Origin of the sequence: Hyphomonas sp. BRH_c22 (assembly GCF_000961795.1) — a bacterium.
In the GTDB taxonomy this organism is placed as follows: Bacteria; Pseudomonadota; Alphaproteobacteria; order Caulobacterales; family Hyphomonadaceae; genus Hyphomonas.
This window is the reverse complement of the sequence record NZ_LADU01000013.1, coordinates 1-16,473: the sequence shown is the minus strand read 5'-3', so window position 1 is coordinate 16,473 and position 16,473 is coordinate 1. Positions and strand designations below refer to the sequence as shown.

Genomic DNA, 16,473 nt, shown 5'->3' with positions numbered 1-16,473 from the left:
CCGGGACCCTGTGTGGCGGGTAGTTTGACTGGGGCGGTCGCCTCCCAAAGTGTAACGGAGGCGCGCAATGGTAGGCTCAGAGCGGTCGGACATCGCTCGTTGAGTGCAATGGCATAAGCCTGCCTGACTGTGAGATCGACGGATCGAGCAGAGTCGAAAGACGGTCATAGTGATCCGGTGGTCCCGAGTGGAAGGGCCATCGCTCAACGGATAAAAGGTACTCCGGGGATAACAGGCTGATGATGCCCAAGAGTCCATATCGACGGCATCGTTTGGCACCTCGATGTCGGCTCATCACATCCTGGGGCTGGAGCAGGTCCCAAGGGTTTGGCTGTTCGCCAATTAAAGTGGTACGTGAGCTGGGTTCAGAACGTCGCGAGACAGTTTGGTCCCTATCTGCCGTGGGTGTTGGAGACTTGAGAGGATTTGTCCCTAGTACGAGAGGACCGGGATGAACACACCTCTGGTGGACCTGTTGTGGCGCCAGCCGCATTGCAGGGTAGCTATGTGTGGACTAGATAACCGCTGAAAGCATCTAAGCGGGAAACTAACCTCAAAACTAGGTCTCCCTGAGAGCCGTGCAAGACCAGCACGTCGATAGGCTGGGTGTGGAAGCGCAGCAATGCGTGGAGCTAACCAGTACTAATTGCTCGATAGGCTTGATCGTGAAACTCGTGTGTAGTTGAAAGCGCATCGCTTTCGCTCATACATGGGCCTCGAAAAGACATTTTGGTTTCATATTGCATTATACCTTGCTGATTTCCGCCGACCCGGTGGTTATGGCAGGGGGTCCCCACCCGATCCCATCTCGAACTCGGTCGTTAAGCCCCCTTGCGCTGATGGTACTACGTCTTAAGGCGTGGGAGAGTAAGTCGCTGCCGGGTCCGCAGAAATCAGTAAAATAATGCCTCTTGCAGACAACATCTTTCCTTTACTTCGAAGGGCCATCTCGCGATGGCCTACCGTGACGGCCTCCGGTCCGGCGCGGGTGTTGTCCGGCTCAGCCTGGAATGGCGGGCCGGATTTGCATTTCAGGGCCAGGTCTCTTAAATGCTGTTACAGTTGACGCGGGATGGAGCAGTCCGGTAGCTCGTCAGGCTCATAACCTGAAGGTCACAGGTTCAAATCCTGTTCCCGCACCCAAACACAGAAAACCCGTCTCACACGTGAGACGGGTTTTTTTGTGCCTGCAATTCAGGGCAAAAAGAAGCGCGCCGGCAGGGCCAGCGCGCTTCTCTTCCGGGCCAGATGGCCGGACCTAGTCAGGCTTGCTTTCGTCAGCCGTTTCTTCAATCTCTTCACCCACTGCTTCGATGTCCTGGCCAGCGCCTTCGACCGTGTTGCAGGCTGTGAGGAACAGGACCATGGCAGCAGCACCAATGGTTCCAGCGGCTTTAATTACGTTTTTCATTCTTAGTCTCCTTGAAGTTAACCTTCAGACCAACGCACGCCGAATGACACGGTTCCCGCGTTCAGAGCCTGGCAAAGCAATTTATTTTCCGGGTGAATGCGGTAGTTCAAGAACCGTCCCAGGCCTGTGATTCTCGGGCAGGGGCAGGGTTTCTGACGCTGTGGATCGGGCAGGTCATCAGCGTGTCCGGTGCGGACCTTGATGGCTGAAACGAGACAAGGGCGCCGGATATTCCAGCGCCCTTGTTCTGTTGTGTTAGGCCTTGATGTCAGACCACGTTCTTTCCGCGAACGGCCCGGGCGACGAATGTCAGCACCAGGAGTGCGAGGAATACGAAGAACAGGATTTGTGCGATCCCTGCCGAGGCGCCGGCGATTCCGCCAAAACCAAGGGCGGCGGCGATAACGGCAAAGATGAAAAATGCGAGTGCCCAACCGAGCATGATATGTCTCCTTGTAACTGTTTCCGGCTTGCTGCGCCGTTAGGAAATCAACTCGGGTGATGATGAATCAGTTCCCGAAATTGTTCAGGGAACCATCGTCTGGACAGCCGCGTTATATAATCAGAACATGCGCGCGCGTGCCTCTCGCGAGATGACGGGCGCGCGCCATTCCGGCTGTTTGCGGCTGGGCATGATGAAAGGTCCGACATTGAAACTGTGCGCGCTGATCAACGCAGAATCCGGCTCAACCCCCGGCAATGCCGAGGATGCCTTGCTGGAAGAACTCGGCAGGCTGGGTTTGACGGCGGAGATCCTGCCGGCGGCCGGTGCCGATATTGTGCCTGCTGTCAGGACAGCTCTGGATTCCAGACCTGACGCCCTGATCGTCTGGGGCGGCGATGGATCGATTGCCTGCGCGCTGTCGGCCAGCGGCCCTTCCGGTCCTCCCGTACTTGCGCTGCCCGGTGGAACAATGAACCTTGTCCACAAACGGCTTCACTATGGTGAAACCGACTGGAAGAAGATCGTGGCATCCGCAATGCAGTCGCCCGTGTCGGAGCCGTTTGCAGCCGGATGCGTGGCCGAGCACCAGTTCTTTGTCGCGGCGATGATGGGGCAGGTGACAATTCTGGCGGAATCCCGGGAGGAGGTCCGGCATGGACGCTTGCTGAAAGCGGCCGAAGTGGCCGTGCAGTCCGATGCCATGAGCCTTGAGAGGCGCCTGCGACTTGAATCGCACCATGCCTCCGGGAACCAGACATTCGATGCCGTGGCTGCAGCGGTCGTGGTTGGCGACGGCGATGTGCCCAGACTGGAAGTTGCGGCGATCGAGCCGCGCTCCACTTATGACTGGATGGCAATCGCCTTTGATGCCCTGATGAATGGCTGGCGCGACGCGGACTCGATCGACATGGATGAAACGCGCAACGTTCTGATCACGGATATTGAAGGCCGCGAATTCCCGGCAACCATTGACGGAGAATCTGTCATCATGCCAAGCGGCACGGTCATCAGCCTGAAGCGCCATGCGGCCAATGTGCTGCGCGCCAGGAGGGCCTGATGCGGATCGTCCAGCTGGCCGACCTGCATTTCGGGGCAGAAGATCCGCGCGCCATGGATGCGGCGGCCGCGCAAATTGCGGACCTTCAGCCCGACGTGATCGTGGTCAGCGGTGACATGACCCAGCGCGGCCGGCACGACGAATTCGAGGCAGCCCGCACATGGATAGACGCCCTGAACCGGCCGACGCTGATTGTACCCGGAAACCATGACACACCGCTCCTTAACCTGGTCTCGCGGGCAAGCAGCCCGTTCCAGCGCCATCACGGCTATTTTGAAGAGCATTCGACACCGCAATGCGTCGGTGACATCCGCATTGACGGCCTGAATACGGCGCGCGGCTGGCAGGTCAGGTCGAACTGGGCAGAGGGGTCCGTTCGCCTCGCGCACCTTGAAGATATTCTCGACGAACACGCCGGCGACGATACGATCCGCATGCTCGCCTGCCATCATCCGTTCCGGTCACCCAGGGATGCGCCGCTCAGGACCCGCACGCGCCGCGGCGCCGCGGCCAGCGAGATACTCGCGGCAAGCCGTGTTTCGGTCCTGCTGACAGGACACGTCCACACCCCGCACGCCGAACTGATCACGGAAGCGACAGGCTCCTATCTGGCGATCACGGCCGGAACGCTTTCAACCCGCCTGCGCAGCGCACCGGCTGCATTCAACAGTCTCGACATTTCAGGCGATACGATGACAGTCAACACGCACAATTTTGATGGAGGACAATTCCAGCTGCGCCTCCTGGGGACATGGTCTGCGACCGAGCCCTGCCGTCAGCTCTGATCCGCGTACGCTTCCGGGATCACCAGTGTCAGGCGGCAGCCTTTGCCTTCCTGTGTGTCGATCGTGAGTTCAGCTGACAGTTGACGCGCAAACGCCTTCATCAGTTTGGAGCCCAATCCGCTGCCATCGGACTGTCCGGAAAGGGTGGCGGCATCGTAGCCGCGTCCATTGTCAGCAATCTTCAGCGTGATTTCCTCTTCGTCCACGGCCAGCGAAATGTGCACTTCGCCGCCCGTCTTGTCGAAGGCGTATTTCATTGCATTCGTGATAGCTTCCACGACGAAGAGGGCCATCGGAATCGCATCGTCAGCCGGGCGCATGACATCGGCGTAGGACTGCGTGACCCTGACCCCGAGATCTTCCATTCCGAGCGCCTCGGACAGGTGCATGACCAGACCGGTCAGGAACGGTTTCATCTGGACCTGCTCCAGGCGTTCGTTCTGGTAGAGCGTCTGGTGAACAATCGCGAGCGCGTCGATCCGGTGGCGCGCGGCGGAAATTGCCGCTTTGGCCTTCGGATCCTGCAGCTGGCGTCCCTGGAGGTTGAGGAAGCTGGTGACGATCTGCAGGTTGTTCTTCACGCGATGGTGGATTTCCCGCACTGCCGCGTCGCGGCTGGCAATGGCGAGTTTGAGGTCCTGATCCCGTTCGCCGATATCCTTGGCCATGACATCCATTGCGCGGGCCAGCCGGGCGATCTCCTTGGGGGCCTTGTCGAAAGTCTGCCCCGCCTTGAACTGGTAACGCCCGGCACCATAGACACGCACGGTGCGCGTCAGCCGGGACAGCCAGCGTAATACGAGCGAGTCGATTGCAAGCCAGACGGCAAGCAAGGCAATGCTGAAGGCGATCAGTGGCAGGCCAATCGACGTAATCGGACGCAAGGTGAACTCGCTCCAGAAGCCCGGAGATTTTCGGGAAATCGCAGCAAATACGTTGCCGGTTCCGACGGGCTTGATGACAACGTCGAGTGACGGGCCGCCCTTGTTGGTCAGGACGAAAAGCTCTGCGGACTGAGACTTTTCCACCTGCTTTATCCAGTCGGAATCGACTTTCGCGAACCGCGCACTGCCAAATGCTTCGCCGCGATCGTCGAGAAGTGCTATTTCCACGCCTTCAGCAAGATCGACGCCGCGCGATAGCAATGCCAGTTGGTCGGCGCGCAGTTCCAGGCCGGCTGAACCTGCGAACGCCTCGTCGGAATCGTCCAGACGCAGCAATATCGCAAACAGCCATTCATGGGTACGCTCGCTGTAATAAGTATCTGTGCGGATTAATTGTTCGCCGCGTTTGAGGCGTTCATTAATGGCGGGGTTCGGCAGCGTCCAGCCCGCATCCGATGTGGCGGAGCAGATCGCCACGCCCTCCGTGTCAAACCGTGCCACATTTGACAGCGGCACGACGACTTCCGCCAGTTTTTTGTAAACGCCTTTGCAGCGTCGACTGACAAGATCATCCTTGTGAAGGGTCAGCAGCAGGGCGGATTCGTCGATAGACCGCTCAATGGCATCCAGCGAGGCGTCGGCGAGAAGCAGCAGGTTTGCCCGGCGCGAGTCGAGACCCTTGCTGGCATCGAGATAGGCGGAAATGACGGACAGCACGAGGATCGGTGTCAGGGCCACGGCCAGCGTCATCACCAGCCGCTTGCGCAACGATCCCGTTCTGGATTGCGGCTGATCCGTTTCGGGCTCAGACTGATGAGGCACCGGCTATCTCGTCCGCCTGCTTCATGATGTCATCAAACGCCTGGCCGGCGGACATTTTCGGGTCCGTATTATAGCCGGTCTCGTTTGTCTCAAGTATCTCGATCACGGCCTTGCGGGCCCGTGATACACGGCTCTTGATCGTGCCGACGGCACAATTACACACTTCGGCGGCTTCTTCGTAGGACATGCCGCCAGCGCCAACGAGAATCAGCGCTTCCTTCTGGTCGACCGGCAGCTTCGCGAGCGCGTTGCGCAGGGCAAGCAATTCGAGGCCATCCGTAGGATTGCTGCTCGACACCAGGGTCGCTTCGGCAACTTCCGGGTCCAGCGGCTGGCGGCGCCAGCTGCGGCGCTTTTCCGAGTAGAAGGCGTTGCGCAGAATGGTGAACGCCCAGGCCTTCATGTTGGTGCCGGGGTGGAAGCTTTCGCGTGCGTTCCATGCCTTCAGCATTGCATCCTGTGCAAGGTCATCTGCCAGTGACGCGTCCCGGCACAGGCTGCGGGCAAAAGCACGCAGGTGCGGAATGAGCAACGTCAACTCGCGTTTGAAGGTGGCACTATCTATCTTGTCCTGCTCATCGGTCATGTGTGCGCTCACGTGTCCGATGCGGAAGGCTTCGACGATTGCTTCTTGTCGGCCTCTTCCAGCAGTTTCAGAAACTCGTCAGGAATGTCCTCCTGGGCAACGTCATCGTAAAGACGGCGAAGCTGGTCGCCGATCTTCGCGCCACGCCGCTTCAGGTCAGCGTCGGTCTTCTGCTGACTTGATGGCTTCTTTTTCATTTGCGGGACTCTGGATTCGATCAAGGGATTGTGCCTGCCGTATAATTCATGCTGTCTAATTCACACTGCGTAACAACAGCAAAGGCCGGGTTTGGTTCCGTTCATTCGAGAATAATTTGGCAGCGCGTGCAACCTTTTTGCATGCCGCGTGTTTGGAACTAAGCTTACCGTGAGAGGGTTCCTATGGATTTGGTAAAAGATTTTGCTCCCCATCTGCCGCTACTACGCCGCTACGCGCGCGCCCTGACAGGGAGTCAGGACAGTGGCGACGCCTATATCCGGGCGTCTCTGGCTGCGCTTGTTGAAGATCCGGACCAGATTGACCGCGATGGCGACGCGCGCACGGCGCTCTACCGCTTTTTCCATGTCATCTGGGGTGGAACCGGTGCCCGGCTCGAAGCCGGTGCCGAATCCCGCACCAGTCCCGCCGATGACCGGTTGCAGGCATTGGCGCCGATCCAGCGCCAGGCCTTCCTCCTGACGGCCCTTGAGGGGTTCTCCGTGAAGGAGGCTGCCTATATTCTCGGCATTTCGGAAGATGAGCACGCCGATCTGGTTGCCGCAGCGCACAGGGATATCGAGCGCGATCTCAAGACAAAAGTCCTCATCATCGAGGACGAGCCGATTATCGCCGCAGATCTGGAACACCTGGTTCAGGATCTCGGGCATGAAGTGACCGGCAACGCGACAACGCGCTCGGAAGCCGTCGACATGGCCAAGGCCAATCCTCCGGGATTGATCCTGTGTGACATTCAACTGGCTGACGGATCGTCGGGCATTGATGCAGCGCATGACATTCTGGCCGTCATGAATGTGCCGATCATCTTTATCACGGCGTTTCCGGAACGCCTCCTGACGGGCGAGCGGCCAGAGCCGACCTTCCTCATTCCGAAGCCATTCCAGGAGAACACGGTGAAAGCAGCGATCGGGCAGGCCTTGTTCTTCAATCCCGCCAAATCGCCCAATGTCACGGCCTGAGGTCAGGCGCTAGCGAAAGATCGCCAGCAGGATCGCCATGCCGACGAGCGCGAGCGCAAGGCTTGCGACGAGTGTGCTGGGCATGCCGAGAATGCGCTGTCCCTGTCGGGCGTCTTCCTTGGCGATGGTTTTCTCTTCGTGTTCCATTTTATGGTCTCCTTGTGGTTACTGACGCGCAGGGGGCCCTCAAGGTTCCGGAAGGCGGGCTAAGGAGTTTCGCGTATTTTCCGCACATTCCTTTTCGTCAGTATGGAACATAGCGCTCACCGGGCCGTTGATGGAGCGCTCAGCAAACAGCAACAAGGAGCTCAGAATGAACACCAAGACCTCTACCGGCACCGCCCTGAAATCAGAGATCAATGAAGACGTGGACGCACTGAAGGGCGACCTTACCGCCCTGCGGAATGACCTGCGCGAAGTCGTGAAGGACATGCGCGCCCTGGCATCCGTACGTGCCCAGCAAGGCGTCGAGAAGGGTGCTGAACTGGCCCGAAAGGCCGGAAGCGAGATTGACGAAGCCAAGGATGCCGTCGAAAGCCGCATTCGTGAAAATCCGCTCACAGCCATTGGTATTGCTTTCGGAGCGGGTCTCGTTCTCGCGATGCTGCGCCGGAACTAAGCTTCCATGGACACGACGAAACTTCGTCTCTTCGCGGCAGTCGCCGGGATCCTGTTTGGTCTCGGCGGCGTATTCGCGCTTGCAGTGGCTGCGACACTCGCCCTTGCGAGCGTCATGGGCATGATCGGGGCCGCATTCACCGTGGCCGCGCTTCTCTTGTCGGTCGCCTGCATCTGCCTCTATCTGTTTCTCCAGCCGCAGACATCTTCGTCCGATGAAGTGGACAATATGGAGGACGCGGCCGCCGATGCGCTTGCAGACCTGCCTTTCAATGCCATCCAGTCGATCATCGAAAAGCGCCCGCTGACCGTGGCGGCGCTCGCCTTGGTGGCGGGCTATTCTTTCGCCCGTGATCCTGCAGGTGTCGCGCGCCAGGCCCAGCGTTTCATGGTAGGCTTGCTCTGAAACAGTTGAGCTGCCCCGACAGGAGAGTCATGCACCCTGCCATACTGATTGTTTCCGCCCTTACGGCGGGTGCCGCGCTTGCGCGCAAGCTCCTCGCTGGTGAGGTTACCAGTCGCAAGCACAAGGCGATCGAGGCGGCAGCCCAGGAAGCACGTATCCGTATCCGGCGCGAGGCCCACAAGTTCCTGAAGAAGAGCTTCCTGCATTTTGCCGTCGCGACAGGCGTGAAGGCGGCAATCCTGGCGACACTCTGGATCGTCTGGCGGGCCCATGGCCTCAGCGACAAGGCTGTCTCCATTTCGGTCGGTGTGGCGCTGGTGACCTTCCTGATCCGCGACGCCTGGGTGATCTACCCTACCGCCCGGTTCGTGATCAGCACGCTGGTTCGCAATGGCTGGCACCCGCTTCGGGCCCTGCGCGAAACCGTCGCTGCGCTGGTCTTCGAGGAAGTCCTTGCCGAAGCCCAGGCGCTGCCGCAATCGCGCTCACACAATCTGCTCATCAGCCTGGCCGGTCACAATCGCGACGACCTGCACAAGGAAATCGCCAAATCCGTTGCCGATATTGCCCGCCATTCCTCGTGGGAAGACCTCAGGCCCTACATTATCAGCGCTGCCGCCAAGACCCTGTCGCTGATGGTGATCTACGCCACGATGGTGGCCGTGCTGATCTCCCGCCTGCCGTAACGGGCCGCTGGAGCGGGTGAAGGGAATCGAACCCTCGTATTCAGCTTGGGAAGCTGCTGCTCTGCCATTGAGCTACACCCGCGCGCATCCCGCCATTTGACCGTGAAAACCGGCTCGCGCAAGGCCTGTTGCCATTGCCGCTGGCGATTTGCGGCATGTCGGCGTAGAAGGCCCGGCATGAACGGATTTTTACTCGTAGCAGCAGGCGGCGCGCTCGGCGCCATGCTCCGGCACAGCGTCGGATTGGCCTCGGTGCGCCTGCCTCTGGGCGGCGCGGCGGGCGCCACCCTGATCGTCAATATCATCGGCAGCGCGCTTATGGGCGTCCTGCTGGCCTGGCTGATGCATCGCCAGGGCCCGTCGCAGGGCGCATGGCTTATGTTCCTCGGAACCGGCCTGCTCGGCGGCTTCACCACATTCTCCGCCTTTTCGCGTGAAGTCGTGATCATGATGGAAACCGGCGCTTACATGCGCGCGCTCAGCTATGCGCTCGTGTCGGTCATCGTGTCCGTGCTCGCGCTGATGGTGGCACTCTATATTACACGGAAGGTGCTCGCATGAGCGGCCAGATCATTACCGAAACCGTCACCACCATGGAGGAAGGCACGCGCCTCGACCGCTGGATCAAGCGCCGCGTCCCGGTCACGCAGGGCCAGGTCGAAAAATGGCTGCGCACAGGGCAGATCCGTGTCGATGGCGGCCGCGCCAAGGCCAATATGCGCCTCGAGGCGGGCATGGCCGTGCGCCTGCCCATCCTTGATGGCGAGGCCCCGCGCCAGCGCGATCCGGCCGCAAACGCATCGCAGAAAGACCGCGAATTCCTGAGAGAACTGATCATCTACGAAGACGACGAGATGATCGCCTTCAACAAGCCCGCCGGCCTCGCCGTGCAGGGCGGGTCGGGGCAGGGGCGCCATATTGACGGCATGCTGCCTGCCCTCTCCGAAGGTGAACACCGCCCGGTTCTCGTCCACCGGCTGGACAAGGATACGTCCGGCGTCCTGCTGGTCGCGAAATACCCGGCTGCCGCCGCGCGCCTCGGCGAACTTTTCCGGGGCCGCGAAATGGACAAGGTCTATTGGGCTGTCACCGTCGGCGTGCCCAACCCGCCTTTCGGCCAGATCCGCTGCTGGATGGTCAAGGGCGTGCCTGATGACCGCGAAGAGAGCGGCTGGCGCCCGGTGGACCCCAACGTCAAGCGCCGCGATGCCGACCGCGAGCGGATGATCCGCACCGCGCAGGGCGTCGAAGGCGCAAAGCATTCGATCACGGATTATGCCGTGATTTCCACGGCGGGCCAGAAGGCCGCCTGGGTCGCGCTCAAGCCGCTCACAGGCCGCATGCACCAGCTGCGTTTCCACATGCTGGAAATGGACACATCCATCCTCGGCGACTTCAAATACAAGAGCCGCCGCGAAGTGCCCAACGGCCTCGCCTCCGGCTTGCACCTGCACGCTCGCGCCCTCATCATCCCGCGCGAACATGGCAAGCCGATCAGTATTGTCGCGCCGCTGCCCGCGCACATGAAAGAGACATTCGAAACGCTTGGCTTCCTGGAACAGGAAGCAGGCAAGAACCCGCTGGCGCCCTTCGTCTGATGCTGAAACTGGCAATCTGGGACATGGACGGCACCATTGTGGACAGCCGGGACGTCATCCTGACCGCGATGACGCGTGCCTTCGAGGCCTGCGACCTCGCCCCGCCAAGCCACGACCAGACCCGCAGGATTGTCGGCCTCAGCCTGCACGATGGCTGCCGCATTCTCGCGCCGGACACGATTTCGGACGCGAAGCTGGAAGATCTTGTCTGCGCCTATCGTGATGCCTTCATCCTGCGCCGCACCGAGCCCGGCTTCTTCGAGCCGCTCTATGACGGCGCGATGGAAACCCTGCAGCGCCTGCGCGAGGATAACTGGCTGATCGCCATGGCGACGGGAAAATCGCATCGCGGCATCCGAGCCATCTTCGAGATGCACCCCCTCGAATCCTATTTTGATACAATCTGGTGCGCCGATGACGGCCCGGGAAAGCCCCATCCGTTCATGGTGGAGCAGGCGATGGGGGCGCTCGGCGCTGCGCCGCATCAGAGCCTGATGATCGGCGACGCCATTCACGATATCAACATGGGCAATGCCGCAGGTGTTCGCACGCTGGGCGTCAGCTGGGGCTTCGGCACGGCACAGGAACTGGAAGAAGTCGGCGCGCACGAAGTCCACCACACTTACGCCACCCTGAAGGACAGTCTCCTCGCATTCGGCCAGGCCATCGGGAACCAGTAAGCACGCTCCACGTTAGTAAACATGGCTGATAGTGCATTGACCACGGCAAGATCACGCGGGTCCTGGAAACTCGAAGCCGGCATCGTTGGTGCCGCCGCGCTGACTCTCAGTGCCTTCCTCTCGGTCATGATGACGCTTCCGGGAGCTGCGGGCGTCCAGCCCATCGATCATTTCATTCAGGCCGACTATGACGCTTTTGACCGCAATTTCGAGCTGACGAATGGTTTGCGTTGCGATGTTGGCCTCGCTGCCCAGAAAATCTGCCTGTACAAATCGCCCGTTGAGCGCGACATCGTGCGCGGTGAACGCCTTCCGGACTATATTCCCGATCTCGGCACGAATTTCCGCGTCGTCGTGGAAACCAGCCTCAAGGACGAGCAATTCCGCACCGTTGTCTACGGCCAGACACTGGTGCTTCTCGAACCCCGCTCGCGCATGGTCAAGGACGTGCTTCGCCTGACGGCACCCGATATCGTGTCGCCCCGGGATGACCCGGTACAGCCAAAAGCCTGAAATCCCCCTTGGAACAACGCGCCAGCAGGCCTAAAGCCTGCGGCATGACCAAACCATCCTCTGACAATCCGAAACGCTTCTACAAACAGGCCGCCATCGAGAAGATCGAGGGCGGCTGGACCGTCGTGCTGGACGGGCGCAGCATCAAGACGCCGGCGCGCGCCGCGCTGACGCTCCCGGCCGAGCGCCTCGCCAAGGCAATCGCCGCCGAATGGAACGCGCAGGAAGAATATATCGACCTTGCGGCCATGCACCTGACACGCCTTGCCAATGTGGCCATCGACCGGGTCGAAGACGCGCGGGACGATATGGCTGACGAGCTTGCCCGCTATTGCGAGACAGACCTCATCTGCCACATCGCCGAAACGCCTGACGAACTTGCCGAGGCCGAGGATTCCCATTGGTCGCCAGTGCGCGACTGGGCGGGCGACACGCTCGGCGTCCATCTCGTGCCCGTCATCGGCATCATCGCCTCGCCGCAGCCTGATGCCTCGCTTGAGGCGGCCCGCCAGCATGCGCTCGGCCTCGATGCCTTCCGGCTGACAGGCCTGCTCTATGCTGCGGGCCTGTTCGGCTCCGCGCTGCTCGCGCTTGCCGTCGAACAGGACGCGATGAATGCCGAGGACGCGTTCGAAGTCTCGCGCATCGACGAGGCCTGGCAGGCCGATCAATGGGGCGAGGATGACGAGGCCAAGGCCGCCACGGAAGCGCGCCGGCTGGAGGCAAAGGCGCTCGGCGTCTGGTTCCGCGCACTGGGCTGATCCGCCCTCCGGCAGGCAATCCGTGGCCGAACGCAGGATGAATGCGGGCTTCACACCCGGTTCCATCGCCCCGTGTTTTCCTGCACCCATGATAAAGCGTATCATGACCTTCCGAGTGGCTGCTGCAGCGTTTGCTGTACCGGCACTCTTCGCTGCCCCTGCTGCCGCAGACCCGGTTCGCGGGGCGAATGTTCAACTCGAGCAGAAACTCGGCGCCAACACGTCCCTCGTGGTCCAGGTCGGCCAGAATGACCGGCATGGCCGTGATGACCGCTATGGCCGCAATGACCACCGTGACTACCGCGTCAACCAGTGGGGCCAGTCCCAGCGTGAAGTGCGCGGCCTGCGCCGGGATGCCGTGCAGGCCTGCCGCCGCGAAGTGGCGAAACAGGCTTATCGCATCGGCTATCGCGAGGTGGATTTCGACGATGACCGCCGTGTGCGCCAGATCGGTCCCTTTGGCTTCCGGGTCATGCTGGACGATGTCGAGTTCGAAGGCCGCCGCCGCGAGCGTGAAAGCGACGTGACCTGCACCGTCCGGCGCGGCCATGTCGTCGACATTCACGACCTTCCGGCCCCAGGCAGGCGCGGCTATCAGCATGCTGGCGGGCGGCGCGGCTACTAGGTCTCCCCCGGCCGGAACAAGGCCCCGGTCCCGCGATCGGGGCCTTTTTCCTGCCCGGCGCCCGGCCCCGTGCTGACGCGCCGTCATCGATTGCCGCACTTGCCAAGCCAGCCACGCCGTTTATCAGTCTGCGCAACAGATTTATGGCAGGGAGAGGCCCCTCATGCAGGATGTTATTGACGCTCTGGAAGCACGCCGCGAAGCAGCCCGTCAGGGTGGCGGCGCCGCCCGGATCGAGAAGCAGCACGAAAAGGGCAAACTGTCCGCCCGCGAGCGCGTGGCTGTTCTCCTTGATGAGAACAGTTTCGAGGAATTCGACATGTTCGTGGAACATCAGTGCGCCGATTTCGGCATGGCCGAGCAAAAAATACCCGGCGACGGCGTTGTTACCGGCCAGGGCACCATCAATGGCCGCCTCGTCTATGTCTTCTCGAAGGACTTTACCGTCTTCGGCGGCTCCCTGTCCAAGGCCCATGCCGCCAAGATCGTGAAGGTCCAGAAAATGGCCGTCCAGAACGGCGCGCCGGTCATCGGCATCTTCGATGCGGGCGGCGCGCGCATCCAGGAGGGCGTTGATTCGCTCGCCGGCTATGCCGACATTTTCATGGAAAACGTCCTCTCTTCCGGCGTCATCCCGCAAATCTCCGTCATCATGGGCCCCTGCGCGGGCGGCGACGTCTATTCCCCCGCCCTGACAGACTTCATCTTCATGGTGAAGGACACGTCCTACATGTACGTCACCGGGCCTGACGTGGTGAAAACCGTCACCAATGAGGAAGTCACCCACGAATCCCTCGGCGGCGCGTCGGTGCATGCCAACAAGTCAGGCGTGGTCGACGGCGCCTTCGAGAACGATATCGAGGCGCTCACCCAGATGCGCCGCCTGGTCGACTTCCTGCCCCTGTCAAACCGCGAAGAGGCGCCGATCCGCCCCGTGCACGACACGGTCGACCGTGTGGAGAGCAGCCTCGACACGCTGATCCCGCCAAACCCGAACACGCCCTATGACATGAAGGAACTGATCACAAAGGTCGCCGACGAAGGCGACTTCTTCGAGATCAGCCCCAATTTCGGCGCCAACATCATCTGCGGCTTCGGCCGCATCGAGGGCTCCACCGTCGGCTTCGTCGCCAACCAGCCGATGACGCTCGCCGGCGTGCTCGACATCGACGCCTCCCGCAAGGCGGCCCGCTTCGTGCGCTTCTGCGACTGTTTCAACATTCCCGTGGTCACCTTCGTTGACGTGCCGGGCTTCATGCCGGGCACCAAGCAGGAATATGGCGGCCTCATCAAGCATGGCGCGAAACTCCTCTTCGCCTATGCCGAGGCCACCGTTCCCAAGGTCACCGTCATTACACGGAAGGCCTATGGCGGCGCCTATGACGTGATGAGTTCCAAACACCTGCGCGGCGATGTGAACTATGCCTGGCCGACGGCCGAGATCGCCGTGATGGGCGCCAAGGGCGCGGTCGAGATCATCTACCGCAAGGAACTCGGCGACCCCGAAAAGATCGCCGCGCGCACCAAGGAATACGAAGACAATTTCGCCAATCCTTACGTCGCCGCCCGCAAGGGCTATATCGACGACATCATCATGCCCCACTCCACCCGCCGCCGCATCGCCAAATCCCTCCGCACCCTGCGCACCAAGCAGCTGGAAAACCCGTGGAAGAAACACGATAATATTCCGCTTTAGGGAGCTGATGTGGAACCGAAAGCCAGGCTGCATATTGAGGCTCTCGTGCGGCATTTAGAGAGCCGCAAAAATGAGTTGAAGGGGCGGATAAGTCCCAAGGTGTATGCGCGCCCTGACGTGCAGTACTTCAAGAACACTGTATTGAAAATTTTCGGAGATTCTGAGCGAGCCGACGAGGAGTTGCGTTTCATAGACCAGATATTCGACGAGAAGTTTGGCGCCTATCCGTCTAGCTCTGCGGGCCAAGAGATCGTAAATGCAATGCATGTCTACGCGGTAGGTCTGCAGCACGAGATTGGTATCGAATACCCCATGAGGGCAGGCCAGAATCTACTGTCTGGTCTAAAGCGAGTTTCCGAAGGATCTGACCGGAAAGTTTTCTTGGTTCATGGGCATGACAACATCCTATTGCAGAAAATTCGCTCTTGGCTGATCGAAAAGGCACTGGAGCCGATCATTTTATCCGAACAACCTGGTTCGTCTGTCACCCTGATCGAGATGATTGAACAAAATGCCGATGTGTCGTACGCCATCTGTATGCTGACGGCAGATGATTTGGGTGGCAAGTCAGCTGATGAGTTGCTGCCGCGCGCCCGGCAGAATGTTATTTTGGAAATCGGCTACTTCTTCGCTTTGCTAACCCGGCAACGTGTGTCCGTAATCTTGGATGAAGGCGTGGAACCACCCTCCGACATCATTGGCCTTAGGCCAATTCACAATACGATCTTCGAAGATGTGACCAACAAGCTTGAATCGGAGTTGATGAAAGCAGGTCTCATCAACGCGTAGGATGGGTTGAGCGGAGCGATACCCACCATATTCCTGTTGTCCACCCCACCCGGTTCCCGCACCATCAGTGCTATGATCAGCGCGCTCCACATCCGTCCCTCGCTCTCCGACGACAGCGCCGCCCTCATCGCCATCCTGCACGACACGTTCGAGTCCACCTGGCGCCCGCAGATCACGCCCGCCGCCGTCGCCGCCTACCAGCAAGGCAACCGCCCCGCCGCCTATGTCGCCGAACGCGGCCATCTCTTTCATGTGGCGACCCGCGCGGGCGTCGTTGTCGGCCTCGTCGACTGGCAGGATGATTTCGTCCACGCGCTTCACGTCCATTCCGCCCATGCGCGCAGCGGCGCGGGCACAGCGCTGATGTACCTCGCCGAAGCCGAAATCGCCCGCGCCGGTTTCCCCGCCGCCCGGCTCGAAACCGACACGTTCAACACGCGCAGCCGGGCCTTCTACGCGGCGCGCGGCTATATCGAAACCGGCCGCTATCCGGATGAGGAATGGAACAGCGGCCTCACAACACTCCTGCTGGAAAAGCGGTTCGGCTGAGCAGTCCACAGTGGCCGCTTCCCCAGCGCACGCTGGGGCCCAGTCCGCCAAGTGCGGCACGTGCGCTTCTGGGCCCCTGCCTTCGCAGGGGAAGCGGACCTGACTGAAAATCGGGCTTGCAGGACTGGCTCCGCTGCCCTCCAACACCCCCCTTGCTCACCCCTAGGGAAACCCGCCTACAGTCCTCCCATCACCACACAAACCCGCCGCCAGACCGGCACACAGGAAGGAAAACCCCATGGCCGAAGCCTATATCTGCGCCGCCGTGCGCACCGCCGGGGGCCGCCGCAATGGCCGCCTCTCGGACATCCACGCGAACGACCTTGGCGCCCGCGCGCTCGACGCCGTCGTCGCCCGCGCCGGGATTGACCCGTCCGTCATCGAGGA

The 16,473-nt window shown here is 60.8% G+C and carries 21 protein-coding genes, 2 tRNA genes, 2 rRNA genes and 1 pseudogene; 19 read left to right on the top strand and 7 right to left on the bottom strand.

Annotation, left to right across the window (positions count from 1 at the left end):
• The 3 genes from VR74_RS02160 to VR74_RS02150 all read left to right on the top strand — a co-directional run.
• A 23S ribosomal RNA gene (locus VR74_RS02160) occupies nt 1–667 on the top strand; the annotation flags it as partial.
• Nucleotides 668–769: 102 nt separating this feature from the next.
• Nucleotides 770–884: ribosomal RNA gene (gene rrf / locus VR74_RS02155) — 5S ribosomal RNA — on the top strand.
• A 182-nt stretch (nt 885–1,066) separates the two neighbouring features.
• Nucleotides 1,067–1,143, top strand: a tRNA-Met gene (locus VR74_RS02150).
• Between the two features lie 115 nt (nt 1,144–1,258).
• Here the strand turns inward: VR74_RS02150 and VR74_RS20395 are convergent.
• Entirely contained in the window at nt 1,259–1,411 is a 153-nt protein-coding gene (locus VR74_RS20395) for an entericidin A/B family lipoprotein (protein ID WP_299949372.1), read from the bottom strand.
• A gap of 268 nt (nt 1,412–1,679) precedes the next feature.
• Nucleotides 1,680–1,853 carry a DUF1328 domain-containing protein gene (locus VR74_RS02145; RefSeq protein WP_045694004.1) on the bottom strand — a complete coding sequence of 58 codons (174 nt, stop codon included), beginning with the start codon at nt 1,851–1,853 and terminating at the stop codon, nt 1,680–1,682.
• A 127-nt stretch (nt 1,854–1,980) separates the two neighbouring features.
• Here VR74_RS02145 and VR74_RS02140 point away from each other — a divergent pair, with 127 nt between their 5' ends.
• Complete coding sequence (locus VR74_RS02140) at nt 1,981–2,913, top strand: diacylglycerol kinase family protein (protein ID WP_045694002.1); 933 nt, start codon at nt 1,981–1,983, stop codon at nt 2,911–2,913.
• Nucleotides 2,913–3,698 carry a metallophosphoesterase gene (locus VR74_RS02135; RefSeq protein ID WP_299949370.1) on the top strand — a complete coding sequence of 262 codons (786 nt, stop codon included), beginning with the start codon at nt 2,913–2,915 and terminating at the stop codon, nt 3,696–3,698. The genes VR74_RS02140 and VR74_RS02135 overlap by 1 nt, the downstream gene beginning before the upstream one ends.
• On the opposite strand, the gene VR74_RS20390 is transcribed toward VR74_RS02135, so the two are convergent.
• From VR74_RS20390 to VR74_RS02120, 3 genes are read right to left on the bottom strand one after another with little or no spacing between them, the layout of a single operon-like run.
• On the bottom strand, nt 3,689–5,350 hold the full coding sequence (locus VR74_RS20390; RefSeq protein ID WP_299949368.1) for a sensor histidine kinase: 1,662 nt from the start codon (nt 5,348–5,350) through the stop codon (nt 3,689–3,691). The genes VR74_RS02135 and VR74_RS20390 overlap by 10 nt on opposite strands.
• Before the next feature lie 37 nt (nt 5,351–5,387).
• Nucleotides 5,388–5,990, bottom strand: a complete 603-nt coding sequence (locus VR74_RS02125) for a sigma-70 family RNA polymerase sigma factor (protein WP_045694000.1) — start codon at nt 5,988–5,990, stop codon at nt 5,388–5,390.
• Between the two features lie 8 nt (nt 5,991–5,998).
• Entirely contained in the window at nt 5,999–6,187 is a 189-nt protein-coding gene (locus VR74_RS02120) for a NepR family anti-sigma factor (protein WP_045693998.1), read from the bottom strand.
• A 183-nt stretch (nt 6,188–6,370) separates the two neighbouring features.
• Between VR74_RS02120 and VR74_RS02115 the strand changes: the two genes are divergently transcribed.
• Entirely contained in the window at nt 6,371–7,165 is a 795-nt protein-coding gene (locus VR74_RS02115) for a response regulator (protein WP_045693997.1), read from the top strand.
• A 9-nt stretch (nt 7,166–7,174) separates the two neighbouring features.
• Here the strand turns inward: VR74_RS02115 and VR74_RS20385 are convergent, their stop codons facing one another.
• A complete protein-coding gene (locus tag VR74_RS20385; protein WP_299949367.1) occupies nt 7,175–7,312 on the bottom strand; it encodes a hypothetical protein in 138 nt (45 codons plus the stop codon).
• 166 nt (nt 7,313–7,478) lie between these two features.
• Here VR74_RS20385 and VR74_RS02110 point away from each other — a divergent pair, with 166 nt between their 5' ends.
• The 3 genes from VR74_RS02110 to VR74_RS02100 are packed head-to-tail and all read left to right on the top strand — an operon-like array spanning nt 7,479 to nt 8,875.
• Complete coding sequence (locus tag VR74_RS02110; RefSeq protein WP_299949365.1) at nt 7,479–7,784, top strand: hypothetical protein; 306 nt, start codon at nt 7,479–7,481, stop codon at nt 7,782–7,784.
• A 6-nt stretch (nt 7,785–7,790) separates the two neighbouring features.
• Nucleotides 7,791–8,189, top strand: coding sequence for a hypothetical protein (locus tag VR74_RS02105; RefSeq protein WP_045693993.1), 399 nt, complete (start codon nt 7,791–7,793; stop codon nt 8,187–8,189).
• A 29-nt stretch (nt 8,190–8,218) separates the two neighbouring features.
• On the top strand, nt 8,219–8,875 hold the full coding sequence (locus VR74_RS02100) for a hypothetical protein (protein WP_045693991.1): 657 nt from the start codon (nt 8,219–8,221) through the stop codon (nt 8,873–8,875).
• 8 nt (nt 8,876–8,883) lie between these two features.
• On the opposite strand, the gene VR74_RS02095 is transcribed toward VR74_RS02100, so the two are convergent.
• Nucleotides 8,884–8,957, bottom strand: a tRNA-Gly gene (locus VR74_RS02095).
• A gap of 95 nt (nt 8,958–9,052) precedes the next feature.
• Here VR74_RS02095 and VR74_RS02090 point away from each other — a divergent pair.
• The 10 genes and pseudogenes from VR74_RS02090 to VR74_RS20375 all read left to right on the top strand — a co-directional run.
• Nucleotides 9,053–9,436 carry a CrcB family protein gene (locus VR74_RS02090; RefSeq protein WP_045693990.1) on the top strand — a complete coding sequence of 128 codons (384 nt, stop codon included), beginning with the start codon at nt 9,053–9,055 and terminating at the stop codon, nt 9,434–9,436.
• Nucleotides 9,433–10,473 carry an RluA family pseudouridine synthase gene (locus VR74_RS02085; protein ID WP_045693988.1) on the top strand — a complete coding sequence of 347 codons (1,041 nt, stop codon included), beginning with the start codon at nt 9,433–9,435 and terminating at the stop codon, nt 10,471–10,473. Before VR74_RS02090 ends, VR74_RS02085 begins: the two co-directional genes overlap by 4 nt.
• Nucleotides 10,473–11,153, top strand: a complete 681-nt coding sequence (locus VR74_RS02080; protein ID WP_045693986.1) for an HAD-IA family hydrolase — start codon at nt 10,473–10,475, stop codon at nt 11,151–11,153. Before VR74_RS02085 ends, VR74_RS02080 begins: the two co-directional genes overlap by 1 nt.
• Nucleotides 11,154–11,174: 21 nt before the next feature.
• The gene (locus tag VR74_RS02075) at nt 11,175–11,666 is read left to right on the top strand and encodes a hypothetical protein (protein WP_045693984.1); all 492 of its coding nucleotides are present in this window, start codon (nt 11,175–11,177) and stop codon (nt 11,664–11,666) included.
• Nucleotides 11,667–11,710: 44 nt separating this feature from the next.
• On the top strand, nt 11,711–12,427 hold the full coding sequence (locus VR74_RS02070; RefSeq protein WP_045693983.1) for an ATP12 family protein: 717 nt from the start codon (nt 11,711–11,713) through the stop codon (nt 12,425–12,427).
• Between the two features lie 103 nt (nt 12,428–12,530).
• The gene (locus VR74_RS02065) at nt 12,531–13,052 is read left to right on the top strand and encodes a hypothetical protein (protein WP_045693981.1); all 522 of its coding nucleotides are present in this window, start codon (nt 12,531–12,533) and stop codon (nt 13,050–13,052) included.
• A 163-nt stretch (nt 13,053–13,215) separates the two neighbouring features.
• Nucleotides 13,216–14,748: an acyl-CoA carboxylase subunit beta gene (locus tag VR74_RS02060; RefSeq protein WP_045693980.1), complete on the top strand. Its 1,533-nt coding sequence runs from the start codon at nt 13,216–13,218 to the stop codon at nt 14,746–14,748.
• Between the two features lie 9 nt (nt 14,749–14,757).
• Nucleotides 14,758–15,537, top strand: a complete 780-nt coding sequence (locus VR74_RS20380) for a nucleotide-binding protein (protein ID WP_299949363.1) — start codon at nt 14,758–14,760, stop codon at nt 15,535–15,537.
• A gap of 72 nt (nt 15,538–15,609) precedes the next feature.
• A complete protein-coding gene (locus VR74_RS02050) occupies nt 15,610–16,086 on the top strand; it encodes a GNAT family N-acetyltransferase (protein ID WP_045693978.1) in 477 nt (158 codons plus the stop codon).
• 238 nt (nt 16,087–16,324) lie between these two features.
• Nucleotides 16,325–16,473 (top strand): annotated as a pseudogene (locus VR74_RS20375) (acetyl-CoA C-acetyltransferase); the annotation flags it as partial.